The sequence below is a fragment of the Snodgrassella sp. W8132 genome, from assembly GCF_016100865.1.
Taxonomy (GTDB): domain Bacteria; phylum Pseudomonadota; class Gammaproteobacteria; order Burkholderiales; family Neisseriaceae; genus Snodgrassella; species Snodgrassella alvi.
On sequence record NZ_JACFRQ010000001.1, the window covers coordinates 1,475,273 to 1,495,791 of the forward strand.

Consider the following 20,519-nt stretch of genomic DNA (forward strand, 5'->3'; position numbering starts at 1 on the left):
TTTTACGGCCACCCGAACATAATCCTGCTATTCAGGCAGCCTGCCATATTCGGGCAGCTTCCATATCAGCAAAAATCTGCGTCTGTAACGCAGCCAGCGATTCAAACTTCAGCTCATCGCGCAGCTTATGCAAAAAATGCACCTGTAAACGCTGCCCGTATAAATCATCTTCACAATCAAAAATATGCACTTCAAGCTTTTGTAAACTGCCCGAAGACACAGTCGGGTTTTTACCAAAACTGGCTACCCCGCGCTTACGCCCGAAAGCTCCGGATACATCGACCACAAATACCCCGTTCAGAGCATAGTGCAAAGCCGGTAAATGCACATTAGCAGTAGGACAACCCAGTTCACGCCCCAGTTTAGCCCCGTGCTTCACACGACCACTCAGCGTATACTCGTGCCCCAGCAACAACTGTGCATAAGCCAGATTACCTGAAGCCAGTGCCATCCGCACCGCAGTACTGGATGCGCGCACATCTTCAACCACAATTGAAGGCGTGTGCTCAGTAACAAACTCATTCTGCGCCTGCAATAAAGTAAAATCACCGCTGCGCCGTGTACCGAAGCGGAAATCATCACCTACCAGCAAATAGCGCGTGTGCAAATGCCTGACCAACATCTGACTGATAAAATCCATCGGTTGCATAGCTGCAAACTGCTGATTAAACCGCACAACATAAACCGCATCAACACAGCCGCTTGCAGCAAGCAGATCCAGCTTATCGCGTAGCGGAGTCAGACGAAACGGCAAAGTTTTCCCTGCCTGCTGCGCAAAAAATTCCTGTGGTTGCGGCTCGAACATCATCACCACCGAACTAAGCCCGCGCTGTCCGGCTTCCTGACGCAAACGCATCAAAATATGCCGGTGCCCGCAATGAACCCCGTCAAAATTACCGATAGTCACCGCAGTACCATCCGGCCAATCCGGCTGCTGCCCGCTCCCCAACCAAACTCGCATACAATTCTTGAATAAATCAAATAATAAAACGTATCATTGTAAACATTTCAGCTAACCTTAGCCAGCGCAATTGCTCAGGATTTTCCAGCCGTTTCAACCATCAAATCCACTTTATTCTCAAGAACAAACAAATTTTAATACAGTTATCCCCCTATTTCTTGCTAAAATAGCCGCCAACCTGACGCTAAGGCTATCAATAGCCAGCAACACCTCAGAAAATTTATTAGGTAACACAATGGCCTTTCGTTTTGACATCATCTACGAATACCGTGAAATGTTTTATTACGGTGCGCTTACAACACTCGGCGTCACCCTGATTTCCACATTTATGGGCACACTTCTCGGTCTGATTTTTGCCCTTGCACGCATTATCCGCATTGAAAAAGGCGGGCTGCCCATGCGTGCTTTCGTATGGTCATTGCGCCAGATTTCCCTGCTCTATGTAACCATTTTCCGCGGCACCCCCCTGTTTGTACAGATTTTCATCTGGTATTTTGTCTGGTTTCCACTGCTTATCAACCCTGCTGACGGTCTGATTATCAGCGGCGATCTGGCTGTCGAACTGCGCCGCAGCTACGGTGCACTGATTGCCGGCGTACTTGCACTTTCAGTTAATTCAGGAGCCTACATTACCGAGATTTTCCGTGCAGGCATCCAGTCAATAGACCGCGGACAATTCGAGGCCTCCCGCTCTCTTGGTCTGAGTTATACACAAGCCATGCGCTATGTCATTCTGCCACAGGCTATCCGCCGTATGCTGCCGCCAATTGGTAACGAATTTATTACCTTACTTAAAGACAGCTCACTTTTATCCGCCATCGCCGTAGTCGAACTAGCTTTTGCTGCCCGCGCAGCAGCCGGACGTTATCTTAACTACGAGACACCGCTATACACCATTGCCATAATCTATCTGATAATGACCATCGCCTTAAGCTGGTTCTTCTCATGGCTGGAGAAAAAATACAATAAAGGTTATCAGCACTGAGCTTAGACATAAATCAACAACATGAGAACAGGACGGTTAAAAATCAACCGTCCTGTTTCATTTTATAAAATAGCAGAATTCAACCTCATAACACCAATGTACAAACTGATTTATAGCTTTACTGACACCAGAGTCAAATCAATTACATTTATTACATATGGTTTTCCGACCCAATCAATATTATTGCAAACCAGCTATTTCAAATTGCAAATCCAACACTGAAAAAATCTATTTGAATCAGCTATCAAATATTAATCATCATAAATAACACCAGTCAGTTATCGATTAGTATCAATGATGAAACTCATCAGGAGACATATATCAAAAATATCTTAATTGATACAGCTTTATTTACATTTTAAAAATTTGTACTATAGATTTAAACAAAATCCAGAATAAAAAAATCAGATAAATCAGCAGAAAAATACAAATTTAATTTAAAAATAACATAAAAAAACAGAACTATTAAAATAAACAAAATATATAATAAAAACTAGTAACTTGACACAAATTAAACAAATTGATTAACTATTAACTTATATATTTATCTTATCAACAGAAAAAGAGAAAAACATGAAAGCTGTCAGATTACATGCACAACACGATATCCGCATAGATGAAATCGAAAAACCAAAACCCAAAGCTGGTGAAATACTGATTAAAATAGGTGCAGCCGGCGTGTGCCACTCAGATATACACCTGATCGAAAGTGGTATCCCTGCTGGTGCTCCTGCATTTACCCTGGGACATGAAAATGCCGGATGGGTTGAAGAACTAGGCGAAGGAGTAACTGATTTTAAAGTAGGCGATGCAGTCATGGTATACGGACCATGGGGTTGCGGACATTGCCAGCCTTGTCAGCAATCTATGGAAAACTACTGTGAACATCAGTCGGAATCTCCGATCCTCGGCGGTGGACTGGGTACCAATGGCGGCATGGCTGAATACATGATTGTTCCTTCCAGCCGTTTACTCGTACCTTTGCATGACCTGCACCCGGAAGAAGTGGCCCCTCTCTCCGATGCAGCCTTAACTCCCTATCATGCAATTAAACGTTCTGCCGGCAAAATAACACCATCTGCTTTTGTTCTCGTAATCGGCATAGGTGGTTTAGGACATATGGCTGTACAAATCCTGAAACAGCTATATTCAGCCACCATTATTGCCGGTGATATTAATGATGAAAAACTGGAACTGGCCAAAAAATATGGTGCGGATTATGTAATACGTACCGACCGCGATACCGATAGCATTGTCGAAGAAATTACCCGTATTACCGGTGTGAAGAAATGTTCCGTCGTACTTGATTTTGTTGGTAATAAGCCAACTCTGACTTTGGGCGCACAAACAGTCGGATTAAACGGCGACTGGACAGTAGTTGGTCTGGGTGGCGGCAAACTCGACTGGCACTGCATGAATCAGCCATGGGGAGCATCGCTTTGTACACCCTATTGGGGTTCACGGGTTGAACTGATGGAAGTACTGGACATGAAAAGAAAAGGTATTATAAATATCGAATACACCACCTACCCCCTTTCACAGGCTCTGGAAGTATACGATAAACTGATTAAAGGGCAGATTAATGGCCGTGCAGTACTAATACCTTAATCTTTCCTAATAGAATCAGGCTGAGCAATATGTATAACCACAGCCTGATTCTATAAAATCCACGTGCTCTGGAGCGATAAACAATTAATTACTATCATCAATAAAAAACCATCCGGTGGCTGTTGTATCAACGCAGACCAAGCTTAAAAATAAAATTTGTTTCGCAATAACTCATTCTCATTAACAATTTTACTGACTTCATATATTTTTTACTGCATCACTACCATCAATACTTTTAGTTATCCTCCTAGTAAAAAAATTAATCCTCTGAATTTTCAAAAATTTTCCGGTATAACTAACTATTCTTCAACCAATCTTATGTTTTTAACATATACTATTTCTCGTTTTTAATATACATTCACTATATTAAAATCAGCCAACACAACACCAATGAACTAATACTTAACTTAATAAACTATGGTTTCAAATTAATACAATATAGAACATATGAATACAAAATTAATGTCAGAGAAAATTATCAAAACCAGTAAATTCCTAAGTTATATTCTAAGACATAAGCCGGAAACAATAGATATCACCTTAGATCAGCAGGGATGGGTAAATATAGAATACTTAATCAAACAGGCAAACCTGCATGGAGAACAACTCACCAGAAATATTATCGAAGTGGTTGTTAAAACAAGTGATAAAAAACGATTTACCATATCTGAAGATGGCTTAAAAATTCGTGCAGCACAAGGACATTCAACTGATCAGGTTCATATCAGTCATAATGCGCAAAAACCGCCAGAGTTTTTATATCATGGTACAGCCACAAGATTTATGGATTCAATCAAACAGCAAGGATTAATCGCAGGGAGCCGCCATTATGTACATCTGTCAGCAGATGTGAATACTGCGATAAAAGTCGGCACACGTCATGGCAGCCCTATTGTGCTGCAAATACACGCCTTAATAATGTATCAGGCAGGATATCAATTCTATCTGGCGGAAAATGGAGTATGGCTGGTTCAAACTGTACCAAAACAATATTTACAACCATATGAATGAGCAAATAAATTATAAATATTTAAAAACAATATTTTATTAAAAACGAAGAGTTTACAAAATTTGTCTTTTCAATAGAGTTAACTCCTCATCAGATAGTTTATTTACTAACTTATTACTATTGATAATCGACAAAATATACTGAATAACTTCTTTATAGTCATTATAAAATAAGATCGAGAAAAATGATGTAATAAAATCAGAATTAATTCTATTTAATTTTTCAATTAGATCTGCAATATAATCCATCAAATCTTGCTTACTAAATAAATGATTTAATAAAGTGTTCATATTATAAGGGTCAACGGAATTTCTGCATAGAATCTCCATTTTTTCCATTACTATATTTTTCAATTTATATTTTTGAGCACTATTAAAATCTCTCATCGATACAAAATAATAAGCAAAATTATCAAAAGTAACTTGGGATATTATTTTATCATCAGAAAACATATAAACTATAAATTTAAACATTTCTTCTGATGAAACATCCATATGATAATAGTGTCTTGATAAAATATATATAGCTCTTCTTAATTGTTTTTCTGGAAGATTATCTAAATATTGTTTTAAATCATATCCAAAATTATTACTTTTTTTGATTATCTCATCAATTTCAATTTCAATCTCTTCATCAAAGGCACTCATTACTTTATTACTCCTCATAAATTAACAATTACTTTTTTGTGTAATCAACATTGTATTATACTTTATTATACAAAAAACATACTTTATTAAAAATAAAGAGTTTACAAAATTTGTCTTTTCAATAGAGTTAACTCCTTATCAGATAATTTATTTACTAACTTATTACTATTGATAATCGACGAAATATACTGAATAACTTCTTTATCGTCACTATCTAACAGAATAGAAAAAAATGATCTAATAAAAGCGGAATTAATTCTATCTAATTTTGCAATTATATCTGCAATATAATTCATTAAATCTTGCTTACTAAATAATTTATATATATTGGTATATCTATTTACCAAAATTCGATATCCATCGTTAATTTACTACCTAAATCAGCTATGAAATCTAACGTATTTTTTTTCAAATATATATCTGATCGCTGTTCATTCTTATATACATGACCATAAATTGTGAATACAAAATCTATATCATTCTCTTCTTTAAATGTTAATAATATATTTAGTTTGTTTTCAATTCTATCAATTATCTGACGTACTTGATGATCCAGATCATTTAGTGAATTTATACAATGCTGTAAACACCAGGTAGTTTCTATAGCCGGGCTATATTTGCAATTTTTCATACTTCCCCTGATAGTATATTTTGTAGGCGAAATTCCAAGTAATTTGGTTACACTATCTGGATTAAAATCTGTTCCGCATATGATAAATTCTATAATCACTTCAGTTTGTAACATTTTATACTCTTATAAATAATACTTAATTTTCCAGATTAAATTTTATTTCTGAAAGAAACAGTTTTTAAAAATTTATGGAATCACTTTTTGCTGGTTTTCCTAGGCTATATTAATTTTTTCAATCTTCTTTTTAAATCAGTTTTTAAAATCCACTACAACTTTTTTAAGAATATATAATATTTAAAATTCAATTAAATAATATTTTCACTCTTCATATGTTCTTTTCTACTATCTATTATATAGTTTAGCTAAATCTAATGCAGCTTCATTATCATCTTTTTATTGCTTAACGTTAAAAGATTTTTTGAAGCTGCATATTACCATCATTTTATAGGATAAATTTTTGCCTACAGATATATGATTTCTTGACAAATATCTTTATCAATTACAAATACCTCTACTCTGAATCCTTCAGGATAATCTTTAAAACCTAAGACATTCTCCCGTTTCTTTTTTTCCTCAATTGCTCTTTCCAAGGAAGAAAAAAAACCAATTACAAATTCTTGTATACCGCTCTGTTTTGTTTCCTTAGCATGGATTAAAAGATATACTTTTTTTTCCGTCATAATAACTCCCAGTCTAATCTTTTTGTTTTGTTTATATAGTGACAAATCCTTCACGCCACTCATCCACATCTAAATAAGTCTCATCAATATCTAATCTTTTCAAATTACTTACATAATAAATTTTTGAAAAATTTTTTTTTCTTTCTAAAGCTATCTCATAAGTACTATAAATACCTAAAGTTTGAAATGCCTCACCATCAAAATCGTCAGAATTCGGTGACGCCTGTGAGATTTTCTTGTTTCCATGATATGAATAAGTAACATAACTTAAACGAAATAAAGTCTGCATTTTTTATATCCTTTGTTTATATTTTATAAGTCTAATATATAAAATATAAGTAAATATATCAACATCAATTGATAATTTTTATTTTAATTACTTTCTGTTTATTTCTTCATCGTCTAATTCTCCACCCTCTAAAGATTTTTTAATTGACTAAGCTCACTATGACATCCTCTATTTCTTTTATAAGAACAAAAATTTTATCATAATATTCCAAAAGTATACGCAAAACAATCTGCTCAAGTGCATCATATACAGATGAAGTTTTCCTCCAGGCCAACTAAGTACATCATCAGTTATGTCCTAAGTAACAATTTATCATTAATCCTTACCTCCCAATAGATTCATATTTTTTTTTATCTTCACAATATGGATTCTGAAGATTACTAGTCTCAATTAGTAAGTAAAAATTTTTGTTCAATGCTTTTATTTTTACACGCTTTCTTTTACTTTTTAGCTTACAAAAGCATCATCGGGATATGACTTTGACAAGCTTATCTATTTTTATTATAAATTTTCACCATAATCTTTTTAAGTATATTTTATAAAATAATGGTATATCTAATAATTATTCCGAATACCTTGTCATCTTTGTTAAATACAATGAATTTTAAGATTTTCCAATAATATTGTCTTTGTTTTCAGCAATAAAATTTTTTAATTCATTGTTATATTTCTCATAATAGTCTTTAAATTTATTTCTATTATATATGCGTTTATACAGATATTTTCGACCATAAAGTGCACTATGTATATCCTGATAAGAAAACGCCTGCTTCTCCCACTCTTTAAGTACAAATAACTGCTTTGTCTCTTCAGCTGATAATAAATTTAAATTTCTAATTAATATAACCTCCTGAAAACGGGAATTCCTATAGTAATACCATATGTATACAGCTACATCGTTGACCTCTTTAAAATAAGCTAAATTATTATGAAAAATACTATCAGCTAACACTTGTCTGGCATAGCGGGCTAAACAGAATCGATGTGGTTTTTTCCAGTCTTCAGGTTTTTCTAACTGAGCAATAAATTTTTCCGCAGTCTCAAACCATTGCTTCTGCCCTAAGTCAGAGAATATACTTTGAATACTAAAGGATTTATAAGATTCCCATGTATCTTTTCTATTCACCATTACATATACATTAGCATAACCTTCTACTTCTTCCAAACGGCAAATAGTGGCTGCAAAATAATTGTTCTTTGCCAGACATAATCCTATAAATTTGTTTTGTATTTTATTCATAAAATATCAACTTATTTTAAATAATATTTATCTAAATAATTCATATTCTTTTCTGAATCGCTCGAATTCTGCTTCATATCGCTTGTAATCTTTTTCAAAAATTTCTTTATCATTCAAAAATTCATACATACATCTTCGACAAAAGACTCCATAAAATACGTCCTCATAACGATACGCTTTCTTTTCCCAATCTTTTAGTATAAACAACTGTTTTTTTTCTTCATACGTTAATAAATTTAATTTTTTGATTAATGCAGTTTCCTTTAAACGTGAAATCATTGTGTAGCGATATATATATTTATCATTTATATCTTTGTTATAATTTAGATTTTCACTAAAAACATCATCCTTTAAAATCTGTTTGGCATAGCGAGCCACACAATAACGATACGGTCGTTTCCAGTCTTCAGGTTTGCCTAAATGATAAATAAAATTTTCAGCTTGCTCCGTCAATTCTTTAATTCTTATATCTGTAATAGTATTATATTCCCACTCGCTTATACCTTCACAACTTGCATAAGATTCACCTGTATCCATTCTCTCCACAAATCCGCAAATATAAACACGGAAATAATCATTTCTTGCCAAATAACCTTTTCTTAATCCGCTTTCCATATTAGTCTAATGTAAAATTAATGCGTAATTTTATTTACCCATACATTATTATCATATTTTTTTAGAATCTTCAACGTTTTTTTAATTTATAAATTGGCATTTAATAATGCCTGAAATTATAAGTCAAAATTATTTCATTAATCTTATAAAAAATAATTTCTGCTGATTTCTATCCGACATTTTCTATTTAGAAGTATAATAAGATTACCTAATATTTAAATTGAATAATTTATCTACTTTTTAACAGCTAATGCTCTTATATAATCATCAAGTGTTGAAATATCCTGTAAATTAATTGGTTTATTCAACGCTTTCATTCTTTCTATTGCAATATCTGTTATATCTTCTAGCTTAGGGTGATCTTCTGTAAAATTTATTATACCCATATTCGCCAGCTCATCTTCTGGTCTCAAATAACCTGAGGGAACGTCAAAATTATTGGCAACTTCATGCCATAGTTCCAAAATACTGGTTTCAGAGAATTCACTGTCATGATATAAATTCAAAATTTCTTCATCGTCCAAATATTTTCTAGTATTTTTTAAATTCTCTAAATATTTTTTTTATGACTTTTATCTATATAAATAGAAACCAATATAGAAAAAATAAAGAGAATAATAAAAAAAATTACCATATTATATTAAAATTTATTGAAATAAACATTAACCTGATTAATTTGCAGCTATTATAATTACAAATTACTAAACATATCAATTATTAGTTACTTAATATTTTTTCATTCAGACCTCACTACCTATGTTTATCTACTAAGTTTATCTGATTCCCCTTGCTTATCAAGCATAGTTACAATTAAAAGTAGTTGATAGAGCCAGATACCATATTAGTAATACATATCCGGAAAATCAGTATCCAGAGGATCAAACTATTTGCTTCCGGTTCGCTACTTCTAAATACATTTCTATTGATTTACCTTATATTTTTATTACATATTTTATTAATTTATTGTTATTATATTGAGCATTAACCTATCTTATCTAATTTCAAAAATCTATAGTTTTGACTTTAAATGTTCCAACACTTTAATTGAAGTGTTTAATTCTTTGAATGTACCAAATTTATCTTTTACTTGATAAAGAGTTGGTAATAAAGAAACATCTCCCAGATATGCTGTAACCTCAACCATTTCATCATATATTCTTTCCTGACTTAATTCATGAATTAGTATCTGAGTAACACGCTTATCTTGCCTCTTTGCTAAACCAATTATTGCTTCAAAACGAGCTTCAAAGTTTTTTTCATCTAATAATAATACAAAGCAATTACGAATCTCCGGTGTGTCATAGTTATTTACATTCACCGCGAATGCCGCCCAATTTTTTACTTCACTATGAGTATCTTTTAAAAGTTTAATCAGCAATGGTATTGATGCTCTATTTTTAAATACGGATAAAGCAAAAGCTGTACTTACTCTCACCATGACAGATTTATCCAGTACGGTACTTTGAGCAAGGGATAATAAAGTGTCTGCATATTTCTTTTTAGCTTTTTCGCAGCGATGACCAAAACAGCGATGACCAAAAGATGATACCGCATAAGAGCGTACGATAGCAGATTGATCATTTAAAGCTAAATCATACAATATTTTCAAAGATATTTTTTCTTCTTTAGTGTTTAACTTGATTTGTCCTAAAATAAAAGCAGCCAGGGCTCTGCGTTTATAACGATTACTAAAACTATCCATTTGAGCAAGCCGGATAATTTTACTTCCACCCCTTAACTGCAATGATGCTGCAGCTTCTAAGCTTAATTTAAAATTATCATGATCAAGCAAAGCTATTAATTTATCTTCAGGTAAATACCTGCATCGTTGCCAATACTCAAAGTGAATATCATCCTTTTTTTTATCATATGCTGATCTTACCATCATCATACCTCCACTTTTTTATGTCATTATCAGTTCTCAATTTTCTACTACCTGCATTTTTCAGAGAATTTACTCTCCGCTATTGCTCTTCAAGCTGCGCAGAATTTCTATTATATAAATTTTGTTTTGACTTTTAATTTTTCTAAATTTTCAATACACATATTTAATTTTTTGGATAAGCCAAATTTATCTTTTATCTGATAAAGCACAGGTAATAACGAATCATCTCTTAAGTAGCTTATTAGTTCTATCATTCTATCATCTATCTTATCTTCACTTAATTCTTGAATTATAAGCTGAGCAACACTTTTATTAAGCCTCTTTGCTAAACCAGTTATTGCCTCATATCGAACATCAAAATTATTTTCTTTCAATAATAAGACAAAACAATTTCGGATTTCCGGTGTATCATAGCCATTTACATTCACTGCAAATGCCGCCCAGTTTTTTACCTCACTGTGAGTATCTTTTAAAAGCTTAATCAGTAATGGAATTGATACTTCGTAATCAAACATGGATAAAGCAATGGCAGTATTCGCTCTCACCTTGAAAGATTTATCCAGAATGGTCTTTTCAGCAAGGGCTAATAAAGAATCTAAGTTTTTATTTTTAATACCCTTACATCGTTGGCCAAAAGATAATACCGCGTAAGAACGCACGATAGCAGACTGATCATTTAAAGTTAAATCATATAGTATTTTCAAAGAATTTTTTTCTTCTTTAGTGTTTAGCCTGATTTGTCCTAAAATAAAAGCAGCCAGCACTCTGCGTTTATAGCTATTATTATAACTATCTGCTTGAGCAAGTTTAATAACTTTACTTCCTCCTATTAACAGTAATGCTTTTGCAGCCTCTAAACTTAAGTTGAAATTATCATGGCTAAGTAAAGCAACTAATTCTTTTTCAGACAAATGACGACATTGCTCCCAATACTGAAATTCAAAATCTTCTTGATTTTTATCATATTTCGATATTCTATTGCTTTTCATAGCCTCAGCATTTTGTTTCTTTTTGGCTGTTGTTTCCATTTCAGAATCTGATATCACCATTACATTACTCCTGTTTTTTCATCTATATTTTTTTGTGACTCTTAAATTTCTAATTTTCTGTATTTTTCATAAAATTTAGCCGATAATTCATAATTATACCTGGGTTGATTAACATTACTGATACATTTTCCAATCTGAAATTCTATCACCTTACAATTCCGTCAAATGGTCTTTTATCGGTTTTTCCATCTCGATATCAAAAACTTGTTCTAAGACAGTTTAATAGATGTTATATAAATATCACGAGTTATTTTAAATCTTTTCCTCATTTTTTTATAAAATTTATGTATCAATAAACCCCTAAAATGCCAATGGTAAATATCCCGGTTAATTTCCTCTCTGACTTAGTATAAATTTTTTACAGCAAATTACCAGCAAAAAAAATCTCTGTTTTCACAGAGATTTTTTTCTTAATTCCTATTAGAAAATATGCCAATCTACAGGTTTACATTCAAGATTGTCAGGACCTACTTCTTTTACAAGCGAGTCAAATTTCGTTATTACATTATTGAGTGCTTCCTCTAGGCTGTTTCCGTTACCTAAATTGTTTTCAAATTTACCTGTGTCTGTAAATTTAAAAGCCAGACTTGTGCACCCCCTGAATTCACCTTCTGCATTTTCATATATCCTAATCGTCATCATATTGAAAGGATAACCGATAGCCACCCAAAAACCAAATTCACCGACCAGTTTTTCTATTTTTACATTTTTAAAATTTATTTGGCGCCACATACAATATTTCCTATCTTTATAAAATAATAATTTATTTCATTTGAATATTACATATTTATACAGTAGTCATCATATTCTATATCTTCATCAGTCAAGCTTTCCAGATTGCACTCTTTCATTCTCTCGAAAAAACCTCGAATAGTATTTTCCAATGCTTCTTCAATAGTTTCCCCGTCTTCAACTGATCCTATTGGCAATCCATTCCAAATTTCTCCATTATCAAGATCAAGATATTTTTTAATAATCAGTATATTAGTACTACCCAAATATCTTTTTAATGATTTATCAAACTGTTCCGCAAAGTCAATAATTCTAATTTTCAATTTCCCATTTGGTAATATAGGCATTGAAATCATAAACTCTGCAACTACTTTTTCTACATCGTATTGTTTAAAGCATTCTTTGTTACTTATATTTTTCCACATATATCTACACCATTATGGTTGTATTGATTAATGTAATATTATTTTTCCCAATCTCATTATTTCTGGTATTCTGCCTATAACAGAATGTATTTTATAGCTATAAAATCTCTTATATATTAAACATTTTGGCATTTGGATTTCTTATCCTGAGAGATTCACACACACTTAGCCTTGGGTATTTATACACTTTGGTAATCATATTAGATCAACCTATATCGCTCTGTTTGTCCATTTTAATTTCAGCAGTCATTTACAATAATTAAGTTTATATCATTTTATTGTCTCTGAAACTACAGATTTCTGGTATTTCAATTATGGCATTCAGTTTACTGTTTTCAAATACAACATGTTTCATAATTTTCCAGCTTTGTATTTTGTTACTGTTTAGCTTTGATGATATAGCATTTAAATTTCGATTATCGGATGTTGATAACATCCTTCTGTCTATACTCATCACTTAGCTTATAGAGCATACCTGTTCATTACAGAATCATTGCTAATCCTATTCAGATCATTACTAATGTTGTAGCTACAGCTAAGGTGTTTTAAAAGGTATTTTTAGATAAACGAGTCTTTTGCAGGATAAATCAGATGGTTTTATTTTTACTTCCCTGATGGAAAATCTGATTTATAAAGGTTGTTATATTGCAATTTCCTAACATACTACACTTTCGATTACCTTCATCAATATCAATATATAATACTTTTTATAAACTGCTTTTAGTCTGAAAGGAAGATTTGAAATTCTGTATTGTATTTTTCATAATAATCTGAAAATTTTTCCTTATCATGCAGATTATTGTAAAGATACTCGCGACCAAACAATGCATAATGTATATCCTCATAAGCCCATATATTTTTTTCCCATTCGCGCAGTATAAATAACTGTTTTTTTTCTTCTTCCGATAACAGGTTTAATTTTTTGATTAACACAGTTTCCTTTAAACGCGAAGTCATAGTATAATTGTATATATATTTACTATTTATTTCTTTGTCGAAATATAAATTTTCTCTAAAAAAATCATCTTCTAATACCTGTTTAGCATAAAGTGCTAAACAATAACGATGTGGTCTTTTCCAGTCTTCAGGCTTATCTAACTGCATCACCATTTTTTCAGCTTTTTTAAACCATTCTTTTTGATCAGCACCAGAAGCTAAGCCCTTAAAGTAAAAAGATTCATAAGATTCCCACGTATCTTTTCTATAAATAACTATGCTTAAATCAATATTTATTCCAAATACACGAGTATAGGAAATTTTTGCAGCAAAATAATCATTTTTAGCAAGACATAAGCCTCTATATAATATATTTTCTTTTTCTATCATAGGATGAAATAATATTTAGTAGTTTACCTAAATTAGCTTATTTTATTATTTTTTTCAACTTTATGGTATCTGTATTTTAATATTTTCCAGACTATATCTACCTTATCAGATTCTAATTAACGATTTTTTACCTTATTTTTAGTATTCTACAAATTTGGAAGTCAGAACCAAATTAACAAGATCAACTAGTGCACACAATAATAACTATATCTGATATTCTGAATATGGTGATTATCCTTCCCATCTAACTCAATATTTATATGCAGTTGTTTACAATTTCACTGATATATAATAACAGTCATTATCATATCGGTTTTTAAATAACTCCTAAACAACTTCAGTCAATTTTTCAGATAGGATTTTAGTGAATTTATTTTTTAGATTTTGATTTTTTCTCATTTATATATTTTTCTATATATTGTTCTATAGGATAAGCAGATACTGTATTTATGACTACTCCAGTATCTTTATCAACTATAATAGGAGCATTACCTGCTAATATATCAGAAAAATTGCCTGTATCTAAATAGTTTCTAGATTGATAACAAAAATACCAGCCTTCAGAAAATCTTTCTATATGAACAATTTCACAAGAAATATTCATTTTAGATATATGGTTTCTTGCCAATTTTAAAGCTTCGGTAAACTTAATCATTATTTAGTTCTCTTTTCAGTTTATATATAAATCTTCAATAACTACCTCAAATTATCCTTAAGATATCTCACTCAGCAATTATTACAGTTTTTATACCACTAACCTTTTTTCTTCAGAACCATTTTATCCCTTTCTTAATCTGAAGAAATCGATAAAATAAATCTTTTCTATAGGAAAATCAATCTTTAATCAATTGACTTACAAAATCAACCGCAATACATACTCTTTGCTGATAAACCTTTTCTACATAATGCAGTATTAATTCAAGTCAATATTGCCATTTAAAGTTATACCGATATAATAAGTGCTTTTATCGACACACTAACACAAAGCTTAAACAGCAAACCTTTGCAGAGTCAAACTAAGTGGATCAAATTGGATTATTATAACATCCATTTTTTGACGTGCTATTGAATAACAATAACGTATATTTTAAATTATTGATTGAGTAATTATGTTTAGATTAACTATTAAGTCATGATTTAAAACCAAAAAATTTTAGTCCATAAAAGTTAAAGCTTACACTTCAATAAGTATATTTTTATATTTATCTTTAATATCCAATATGATTTCTAAACAAATAATTCTTCCTTCAAAATCCCCAGTCTCCAAATTAATTTCATAAGCGGCTATTTTTTCTTCAGCAATATCAGTATAAATTACAGAACGTCCTGTTTTATAAGGCTCTTCTAACCAAATATTGTCTAATTTTTTAATAAACATTGATGGAATATAACGACACCCAAATCCCTCATCCTTTTCTAAATCAAAATTCGAAAAAGAAATAAACTTAACATCCTTACATATAACTTTTCCCATTTCTGCGCCTTCATGGTAGACACTTGTTAATTGTAATAATAAATCACAACCATAGTTTACAAACTCTATTGTTCCCAACCCAAAATCATCAATTTGTTGCATATCTTTTAATCCTGTATTTTCTATGAAAAATGTTTATTAAATATCACTAATTTATTATTTTACCATTTCAATTAACTTAATTTTAGAATTTTTTTAAATCATTTCCGGCAATTTTTTTTTCAATTTTTACCCACTTTACTGATGGGTTTGATACTGGTTTTGCTCCATGAATTCAGAACAAATAGATAATCCGGTTTTTAATTCTGACTGTTCGCATCACGTATTTCAATTTCTAGGTTACTTACATATTCAAATTATTAATTATCTGATGATTTAAATATAGATTCAGCTATTTTTCAGGTTTAGGTTTTAATTAACTCTGTTTTATTTACCTTAAAATCTAATGACTCTTGATAACGGAGTATCTGAATATATTTTGAGGAAATTTGAGGATATTATATTAGTAATATTCAATACTAATTTTTTAGTTAATTTTTCAACTAAAAAACTCAATTAATCGATTTTTTAATCATTAAGAAACTATTTCACGATCAATATCACCTGTTAAATAAAATTCAGTAAAAGCTCTTTTAACCAGACTAAAATCCTCGACTACCATTCTATTATTCCAAAAATTACCAAGCATATTTACCATGTTATCGGGACGTGTCGGATCATAAAAAGTTCTGATTTCATCATCTTCTCCTACATTTGAATATGCAAACATCACCATATATTTCTGATTCTGTGAGTAAAGTGTTAATTGATAAGATTCAATACCTTTCTGCTTATATTGTTCCAAATAAAGGGAGCCGGTCGCAGATACAAATAAATTTAAAGTATCATTAATGTCTGCTAATGTAGTATTATCAATATAAACTCCTTTATCAGATTGAATTTTTCTTCTTGTAATTCGGTAAAAAAATCCCTTAAAGATCTCTGCTAATGTAGATTGATTATGTAATGTAGGTAGATTAAGATCCACATCTTCACCGTACACGCTTTGAAATTCTTTTTTAAAATAGATCTCTGTTGATGGGTGATTTAATGGTTGATGAGTACCCCCGTGCAACCTTCCTTTAAATTCGAATAAGTTTTTCATTTTTACTATCTCCAACGTTTTGTATATTTCATACATACTTCCTAATATGTTCATATTATCGCATTGATTTTCAGTTTTTATTAGATTAATTTGATACTAAATTTTGAATGTCAATTTATATTAAAATATTTTACTTTTAATGTTATTATAAATGTGCCCAATCCTATTAATTTCCCTCTTTTATAAATCAGAATACTCATTTGCTTTAGTTAATCACTTTAAAAAATCCCGGCTTGAAAACCAGGATTTTTTGATTATTAATTCACTTTCTATTATAGTTTATAGAAAAATATTAGTATATCTATTTACCAAAATTCGATATCTATCGTTAATTTACTACCTAAATCAGATATGAAATCTAACGTATTTTTTCAAATATATATCTGATCGCTGTTCATTCTTATATACATGGCCATAAATTGTGAATACAAAATCTATATCATTCTCTTCTTTAAATTTTAATAATATATTTAATTTGTTTTCAATCCTATCAATTATCTGACGTACTTGATGATCCAGATCATTTAGTGAATTTATACAATGCTGTAAACACCAGGTGGTTTCTATAGCTGGGCTATATTTGCAATTTTTCATACTTCCCCTGATAGTATATTTTGTAGGCGAAATTCCTAGTAATTTTACACTATCTGGATTAAAGTTGGGGCCGCATATGATAAATTCTATAGTCACTTCAGTTTGTAACATTTTATAATCCTATCATTAATACCCATTTAGAATACCATTTTCAGTTCCACCATGCCTGAATATTCATAATTTATGTATATTTATTTACTATTTCAACTATTTCTTTCTAACTACGAATTTATGTACATAATCCTTTTATTTAAATAATTATCTTTTGCATTTTTAGATTTTCCCTAACTTTTATTTTAAACTGGTTCAAGTGATTCAGATATTGCTTTTCGGCAATAAGCATTATTTATTTCAACATTTTCTATTCCGACTATTATCAATAAGCTTTGGCACATCAAAAGTAGTTATATTTCTTTTATCTAAATTTTATTTTTTCCATATACCAGTAATATGCTTTAGCTTATTTCTACTACATAGCTTCTTATTTGCAATTCAAAATACTAAAATAGGCACAGTAATAAAATTTATATCCAAGTCTCTATAAGGAGAAAATTTCGTATGTTTAGTCATATTGGTTTATATAACCATTTTTGTGATTAGCTGAATCTGTTTATCTTATTTCGTGTAGACATCATAATTTTAGAAGATAGATTTATAAAATTATGAGTAATATATATCTAAAAAATATTGCTTTGCTCTGAAAGAAAAAAGCCTAGCTAAATAATTTTTTTAGCAAAACTGGAATTTAAATAAATTTTTGTATATCACTCATGGAAAAAAAATTCCCTGTTTAAGAACAGGGAATTTATATTAGCTTTATTAAATGCTTAATTTTTTTTAAGAATTAAGGACCACTCCATTCAAGTATTTCTTTTAATTCATCGGGAACTAATTTAAATAATTTTTTAATACATTCAATATGTATATTATAGTTTGGTGATATTCTATTATTACAATTTTCAAAATAATATTTAGCCTGATAATTTAAAAAATGCACATCAGATTCATTAAAATCTGAATTCAAAAGTTTTAATGGCAAATTATGTACCAGTTGAGCTTCTAAATAGCAGGATTTATCCATAGCTTTTCTAAGCATACTATGAGTTTGAAGATTTCTAATATAAGGTAATGCCCAATAAAGCATCTCTATATAAATTTCTCTTTTATCCATTATCTTTTCCTCTTTGGGAATCGTCCAGACATACTTAATGGGTATTCTTGCCTTGTCCAGCTACCATTTTTTAGTAGTCTATAAATATTTAAAGAATTAATGTTTTTACTGACTACCTTAGCTCATGTTTTTTTTACGATAATATTTTACTTCCTAAAAGTTTTCAGTTCCTTTAAATACTAATAATTTTTTCAGATTTTTAACTATTAAAACCCAGTATAAGCTGAGCTTTAATTAAACTATATTTTAGCTAAACATTTTGGGAAAATACTCACTAATTTTATCATTATCGAATATTCTATCTTTTGTAAAATCCACCGTATCAGATACGACGATTACCGGCCACAACTCTTTCGGTAAATCTTCGATTGAAGCATAGATTGTTGGAAGGTAAGATCTATAATAATCCCCAGTTTTAATTTTTCCTATATAATCAACTAAAAAATAATTTTCCTCATAATCAAGAAATCCATAATATACAAACACACCCTTTTTCGCAGATAGTCCCTCATCTAAAAGTACCTTCTGCTTAGATAACTTTGCTACTGACTTTTCAACATCTTTCCTCTTTTTTAAATTTGTATAATTGTTTGTATATAAATCCAATATTGTTTGTCCATGTTTGTTGTATGAATACTGACTATATTCATCCAGACCTTCATAGATATGTTCAAAAAAAGGATTTAATAATGATTTTGCATTATCATTGGATAATAGTGCTTTAGGTAAATCCCCCCAAGATTCATTCACCATTATTGCAATTTTTCCATTTTTATCCATTGCAGGCCAATCATATGTTGATAAGCCATCTGCTTTCCAGTTTATATTTAAATCTTCAATAATCATCTGAATTTATCCTTAGGAAATGTCAATCTACAACTATTACGATTTTCATACTATTAGCTTCTTTTTTTCAGAATTATATCATTTCTTTCTTAATCTGAAGAAATCGATCAATTGAATCTTTTCTATAGCAATATCAATCTTTAATCAATCAATTTGCTAAATCACTTGAGTAAATCCTTTTTGCGATCATTCCTTATCGTTATAATGCTGTATTAATCCAATTCTATATCGTTTCTTAACAAGACATATTAAAAAAAATGATATTGTTAACTGATTTACTTTTAATTATAAAGCCCCGGTTAACCGGGGCTTTTTTAGTTATTAAAGCAAATAAAACACGACAACTCCTGATAATTAAACCGCTATAAAAGCGATTCTTTTATCTTTTGAATATATTGATAAAATTTTAATAAAAAACTAGTGAAAATAAAAAGTCACAACTAGAATTGTGTTTTGAAAATTATTTAGGATAAATTATGAAAATTACATCTAAAATTAGACTTGAAAATTTAAACCTATTAGTCAAAGAAGCTGGGGGTGTAACGCAACTAGCTAAAAGAGCAGGATATAAACAGTCTAGTTACTTATATCAAATCATTAATCGCACACCTGTCCAAAATGGCAAAGCAAAAAATATCGGATCAAACATGGCTTCAAAATTAGAAGAAGCCATGAATAAACCTAAGGGATGGATGGATCAAGAACACCAAAAAAATACAAAATCAAATTCTGTATATCTCGGCGCTCTAGAAATCTGGGGCTATTCTAAACCTTCAGGTGACGTTGAAGTGGAAGTACCGTTTTATAAGGAAATTAGTTTTTCGGCAAGTAATGATTTTGCAGAATACATCAAAGATTACAATATATATAAACTTTGTTTTGCACGTTCTATTTTTGCAAAGCACGGCATTAATCCAGAATCCGTTGTGTCCGTTACAGCAAATGGCAATAGTATGTATCCTGTTATTCCAGATAGCAGTACTATCGGGATCAATACAGATGATAAAGATATTCGAGATGGCAAAATATATGCAATAAATCATAATGGATTACTGCGAATAAATATTTTAAAAAGACGCCCAGGAAACAAATTATTGATCCAAAGTTTTAATTCTTCAGAATATAAGGACGAAGAAGTCAATCGGGAAGAAATACATATAATTGGTAGGGTGTTTTGGTGGTCTGTTTTAACTTAATGCGTAGATCTA

23 protein-coding genes are annotated in these 20,519 nt (G+C 30.7%); 4 read left to right on the forward strand and 19 right to left on the reverse strand.

Annotated features, from left to right (window positions below; genetic code table 11):
• Nucleotides 1-31 precede the first annotated feature (31 nt).
• Nucleotides 32-961: a bifunctional riboflavin kinase/FAD synthetase gene (gene ribF / locus H3U82_RS06560; protein ID WP_025330162.1), complete on the reverse strand. Its 930-nt coding sequence runs from the start codon at nt 959-961 to the stop codon at nt 32-34.
• Between the two features lie 235 nt (nt 962-1,196).
• Between ribF and H3U82_RS06565 the strand changes: the two genes are divergently transcribed.
• The 3 genes from H3U82_RS06565 to H3U82_RS06575 all read left to right on the forward strand — a co-directional run bounded on the left by H3U82_RS06565 (nt 1,197) and on the right by H3U82_RS06575 (nt 4,565).
• Nucleotides 1,197-1,946: an amino acid ABC transporter permease gene (locus H3U82_RS06565; RefSeq protein WP_025330161.1), complete on the forward strand. Its 750-nt coding sequence runs from the start codon at nt 1,197-1,199 to the stop codon at nt 1,944-1,946.
• 573 nt (nt 1,947-2,519) lie between these two features.
• Nucleotides 2,520-3,554 (forward strand): NAD(P)-dependent alcohol dehydrogenase, encoded by a 1,035-nt coding sequence (locus H3U82_RS06570; protein ID WP_198209721.1) that lies wholly within the window; start codon nt 2,520-2,522, stop codon nt 3,552-3,554.
• Nucleotides 3,555-4,016: 462 nt separating this feature from the next.
• Nucleotides 4,017-4,565, forward strand: a complete 549-nt coding sequence (locus tag H3U82_RS06575) for an RNA 2'-phosphotransferase (protein ID WP_084549969.1) — start codon at nt 4,017-4,019, stop codon at nt 4,563-4,565.
• 51 nt (nt 4,566-4,616) lie between these two features.
• Here H3U82_RS06575 and H3U82_RS06580 read toward each other — a convergent pair whose 3' ends face one another.
• The 18 genes from H3U82_RS06580 to H3U82_RS06665 form a co-directional block, all read right to left on the reverse strand.
• The gene (locus tag H3U82_RS06580; protein ID WP_198209723.1) at nt 4,617-5,210 is read right to left on the reverse strand and encodes a hypothetical protein; all 594 of its coding nucleotides are present in this window, start codon (nt 5,208-5,210) and stop codon (nt 4,617-4,619) included.
• Nucleotides 5,211-5,550: 340 nt separating this feature from the next.
• The gene (locus H3U82_RS06585; RefSeq protein WP_198209725.1) at nt 5,551-5,955 is read right to left on the reverse strand and encodes a DUF4279 domain-containing protein; all 405 of its coding nucleotides are present in this window, start codon (nt 5,953-5,955) and stop codon (nt 5,551-5,553) included.
• A gap of 347 nt (nt 5,956-6,302) precedes the next feature.
• Nucleotides 6,303-6,521, reverse strand: a complete 219-nt coding sequence (locus H3U82_RS06590; RefSeq protein WP_037475665.1) for a hypothetical protein — start codon at nt 6,519-6,521, stop codon at nt 6,303-6,305.
• 31 nt (nt 6,522-6,552) lie between these two features.
• Entirely contained in the window at nt 6,553-6,810 is a 258-nt protein-coding gene (locus H3U82_RS06595) for a hypothetical protein (protein ID WP_100125180.1), read from the reverse strand.
• Between the two features lie 604 nt (nt 6,811-7,414).
• Nucleotides 7,415-8,050 carry a hypothetical protein gene (locus H3U82_RS06600; protein ID WP_198209727.1) on the reverse strand — a complete coding sequence of 212 codons (636 nt, stop codon included), beginning with the start codon at nt 8,048-8,050 and terminating at the stop codon, nt 7,415-7,417.
• Between the two features lie 27 nt (nt 8,051-8,077).
• Nucleotides 8,078-8,665: a hypothetical protein gene (locus tag H3U82_RS06605; RefSeq protein ID WP_084553224.1), complete on the reverse strand. Its 588-nt coding sequence runs from the start codon at nt 8,663-8,665 to the stop codon at nt 8,078-8,080.
• Between the two features lie 233 nt (nt 8,666-8,898).
• Nucleotides 8,899-9,189, reverse strand: coding sequence for a hypothetical protein (locus tag H3U82_RS06610; protein WP_198209729.1), 291 nt, complete (start codon nt 9,187-9,189; stop codon nt 8,899-8,901).
• A 485-nt stretch (nt 9,190-9,674) separates the two neighbouring features.
• Nucleotides 9,675-10,553 carry a hypothetical protein gene (locus H3U82_RS06615; RefSeq protein WP_084584888.1) on the reverse strand — a complete coding sequence of 293 codons (879 nt, stop codon included), beginning with the start codon at nt 10,551-10,553 and terminating at the stop codon, nt 9,675-9,677.
• A 107-nt stretch (nt 10,554-10,660) separates the two neighbouring features.
• The gene (locus tag H3U82_RS06620) at nt 10,661-11,599 is read right to left on the reverse strand and encodes a HEAT repeat domain-containing protein (protein ID WP_198209731.1); all 939 of its coding nucleotides are present in this window, start codon (nt 11,597-11,599) and stop codon (nt 10,661-10,663) included.
• A gap of 420 nt (nt 11,600-12,019) precedes the next feature.
• Complete coding sequence (locus tag H3U82_RS06625; RefSeq protein WP_198209733.1) at nt 12,020-12,331, reverse strand: hypothetical protein; 312 nt, start codon at nt 12,329-12,331, stop codon at nt 12,020-12,022.
• A 47-nt stretch (nt 12,332-12,378) separates the two neighbouring features.
• Nucleotides 12,379-12,756, reverse strand: a complete 378-nt coding sequence (locus H3U82_RS06630; RefSeq protein ID WP_037391701.1) for a hypothetical protein — start codon at nt 12,754-12,756, stop codon at nt 12,379-12,381.
• Between the two features lie 720 nt (nt 12,757-13,476).
• Entirely contained in the window at nt 13,477-14,082 is a 606-nt protein-coding gene (locus tag H3U82_RS06635) for a hypothetical protein (protein ID WP_078474634.1), read from the reverse strand.
• 370 nt (nt 14,083-14,452) lie between these two features.
• Entirely contained in the window at nt 14,453-14,737 is a 285-nt protein-coding gene (locus tag H3U82_RS06640) for a YrhB domain-containing protein (protein ID WP_078474635.1), read from the reverse strand.
• Nucleotides 14,738-15,256: 519 nt separating this feature from the next.
• Nucleotides 15,257-15,658 (reverse strand): hypothetical protein, encoded by a 402-nt coding sequence (locus tag H3U82_RS06645; RefSeq protein ID WP_025330093.1) that lies wholly within the window; start codon nt 15,656-15,658, stop codon nt 15,257-15,259.
• 472 nt (nt 15,659-16,130) lie between these two features.
• Entirely contained in the window at nt 16,131-16,754 is a 624-nt protein-coding gene (locus H3U82_RS06650) for a hypothetical protein (RefSeq protein ID WP_084561245.1), read from the reverse strand.
• Between the two features lie 291 nt (nt 16,755-17,045).
• Nucleotides 17,046-17,405 carry a DUF4279 domain-containing protein gene (locus tag H3U82_RS06655; protein ID WP_078474637.1) on the reverse strand — a complete coding sequence of 120 codons (360 nt, stop codon included), beginning with the start codon at nt 17,403-17,405 and terminating at the stop codon, nt 17,046-17,048.
• A gap of 733 nt (nt 17,406-18,138) precedes the next feature.
• On the reverse strand, nt 18,139-18,465 hold the full coding sequence (locus tag H3U82_RS06660) for a hypothetical protein (RefSeq protein ID WP_198209735.1): 327 nt from the start codon (nt 18,463-18,465) through the stop codon (nt 18,139-18,141).
• A gap of 246 nt (nt 18,466-18,711) precedes the next feature.
• Nucleotides 18,712-19,311: a hypothetical protein gene (locus H3U82_RS06665; RefSeq protein ID WP_198209737.1), complete on the reverse strand. Its 600-nt coding sequence runs from the start codon at nt 19,309-19,311 to the stop codon at nt 18,712-18,714.
• A gap of 476 nt (nt 19,312-19,787) precedes the next feature.
• Here H3U82_RS06665 and H3U82_RS06670 point away from each other — a divergent pair, with 476 nt between their 5' ends.
• A complete protein-coding gene (locus tag H3U82_RS06670; RefSeq protein WP_078474640.1) occupies nt 19,788-20,507 on the forward strand; it encodes a helix-turn-helix transcriptional regulator in 720 nt (239 codons plus the stop codon).
• Nucleotides 20,508-20,519: the final 12 nt, after the last annotated feature.

Coding starts and splice junctions, on each gene's coding strand:
- ribF (WP_025330162.1), bottom strand. CDS start 961: ATGCGAGTTTGGTTGGGGAGCGGGCAGCAGCCGGATTGGCCGGATGGT.
- H3U82_RS06565 (WP_025330161.1), top strand. CDS start 1,197: ATGGCCTTTCGTTTTGACATCATCTACGAATACCGTGAAATGTTTTAT.
- H3U82_RS06570 (WP_198209721.1), top strand. CDS start 2,520: ATGAAAGCTGTCAGATTACATGCACAACACGATATCCGCATAGATGAA.
- H3U82_RS06575 (WP_084549969.1), top strand. CDS start 4,017: ATGTCAGAGAAAATTATCAAAACCAGTAAATTCCTAAGTTATATTCTA.
- H3U82_RS06580 (WP_198209723.1), bottom strand. CDS start 5,210: ATGAGTGCCTTTGATGAAGAGATTGAAATTGAAATTGATGAGATAATC.
- H3U82_RS06585 (WP_198209725.1), bottom strand. CDS start 5,955: ATGTTACAAACTGAAGTGATTATAGAATTTATCATATGCGGAACAGAT.
- H3U82_RS06590 (WP_037475665.1), bottom strand. CDS start 6,521: ATGACGGAAAAAAAAGTATATCTTTTAATCCATGCTAAGGAAACAAAA.
- H3U82_RS06595 (WP_100125180.1), bottom strand. CDS start 6,810: ATGCAGACTTTATTTCGTTTAAGTTATGTTACTTATTCATATCATGGA.
- H3U82_RS06600 (WP_198209727.1), bottom strand. CDS start 8,050: ATGAATAAAATACAAAACAAATTTATAGGATTATGTCTGGCAAAGAAC.
- H3U82_RS06605 (WP_084553224.1), bottom strand. CDS start 8,665: ATGGAAAGCGGATTAAGAAAAGGTTATTTGGCAAGAAATGATTATTTC.
- H3U82_RS06615 (WP_084584888.1), bottom strand. CDS start 10,553: ATGATGGTAAGATCAGCATATGATAAAAAAAAGGATGATATTCACTTT.
- H3U82_RS06620 (WP_198209731.1), bottom strand. CDS start 11,599: ATGGTGATATCAGATTCTGAAATGGAAACAACAGCCAAAAAGAAACAA.
- H3U82_RS06625 (WP_198209733.1), bottom strand. CDS start 12,331: ATGTGGCGCCAAATAAATTTTAAAAATGTAAAAATAGAAAAACTGGTC.
- H3U82_RS06630 (WP_037391701.1), bottom strand. CDS start 12,756: ATGTGGAAAAATATAAGTAACAAAGAATGCTTTAAACAATACGATGTA.
- H3U82_RS06635 (WP_078474634.1), bottom strand. CDS start 14,082: ATGATAGAAAAAGAAAATATATTATATAGAGGCTTATGTCTTGCTAAA.
- H3U82_RS06640 (WP_078474635.1), bottom strand. CDS start 14,737: ATGATTAAGTTTACCGAAGCTTTAAAATTGGCAAGAAACCATATATCT.
- H3U82_RS06645 (WP_025330093.1), bottom strand. CDS start 15,658: ATGCAACAAATTGATGATTTTGGGTTGGGAACAATAGAGTTTGTAAAC.
- H3U82_RS06650 (WP_084561245.1), bottom strand. CDS start 16,754: ATGAACATATTAGGAAGTATGTATGAAATATACAAAACGTTGGAGATA.
- H3U82_RS06655 (WP_078474637.1), bottom strand. CDS start 17,405: ATGTTACAAACTGAAGTGACTATAGAATTTATCATATGCGGCCCCAAC.
- H3U82_RS06660 (WP_198209735.1), bottom strand. CDS start 18,465: ATGGATAAAAGAGAAATTTATATAGAGATGCTTTATTGGGCATTACCT.
- H3U82_RS06665 (WP_198209737.1), bottom strand. CDS start 19,311: ATGATTATTGAAGATTTAAATATAAACTGGAAAGCAGATGGCTTATCA.
- H3U82_RS06670 (WP_078474640.1), top strand. CDS start 19,788: ATGAAAATTACATCTAAAATTAGACTTGAAAATTTAAACCTATTAGTC.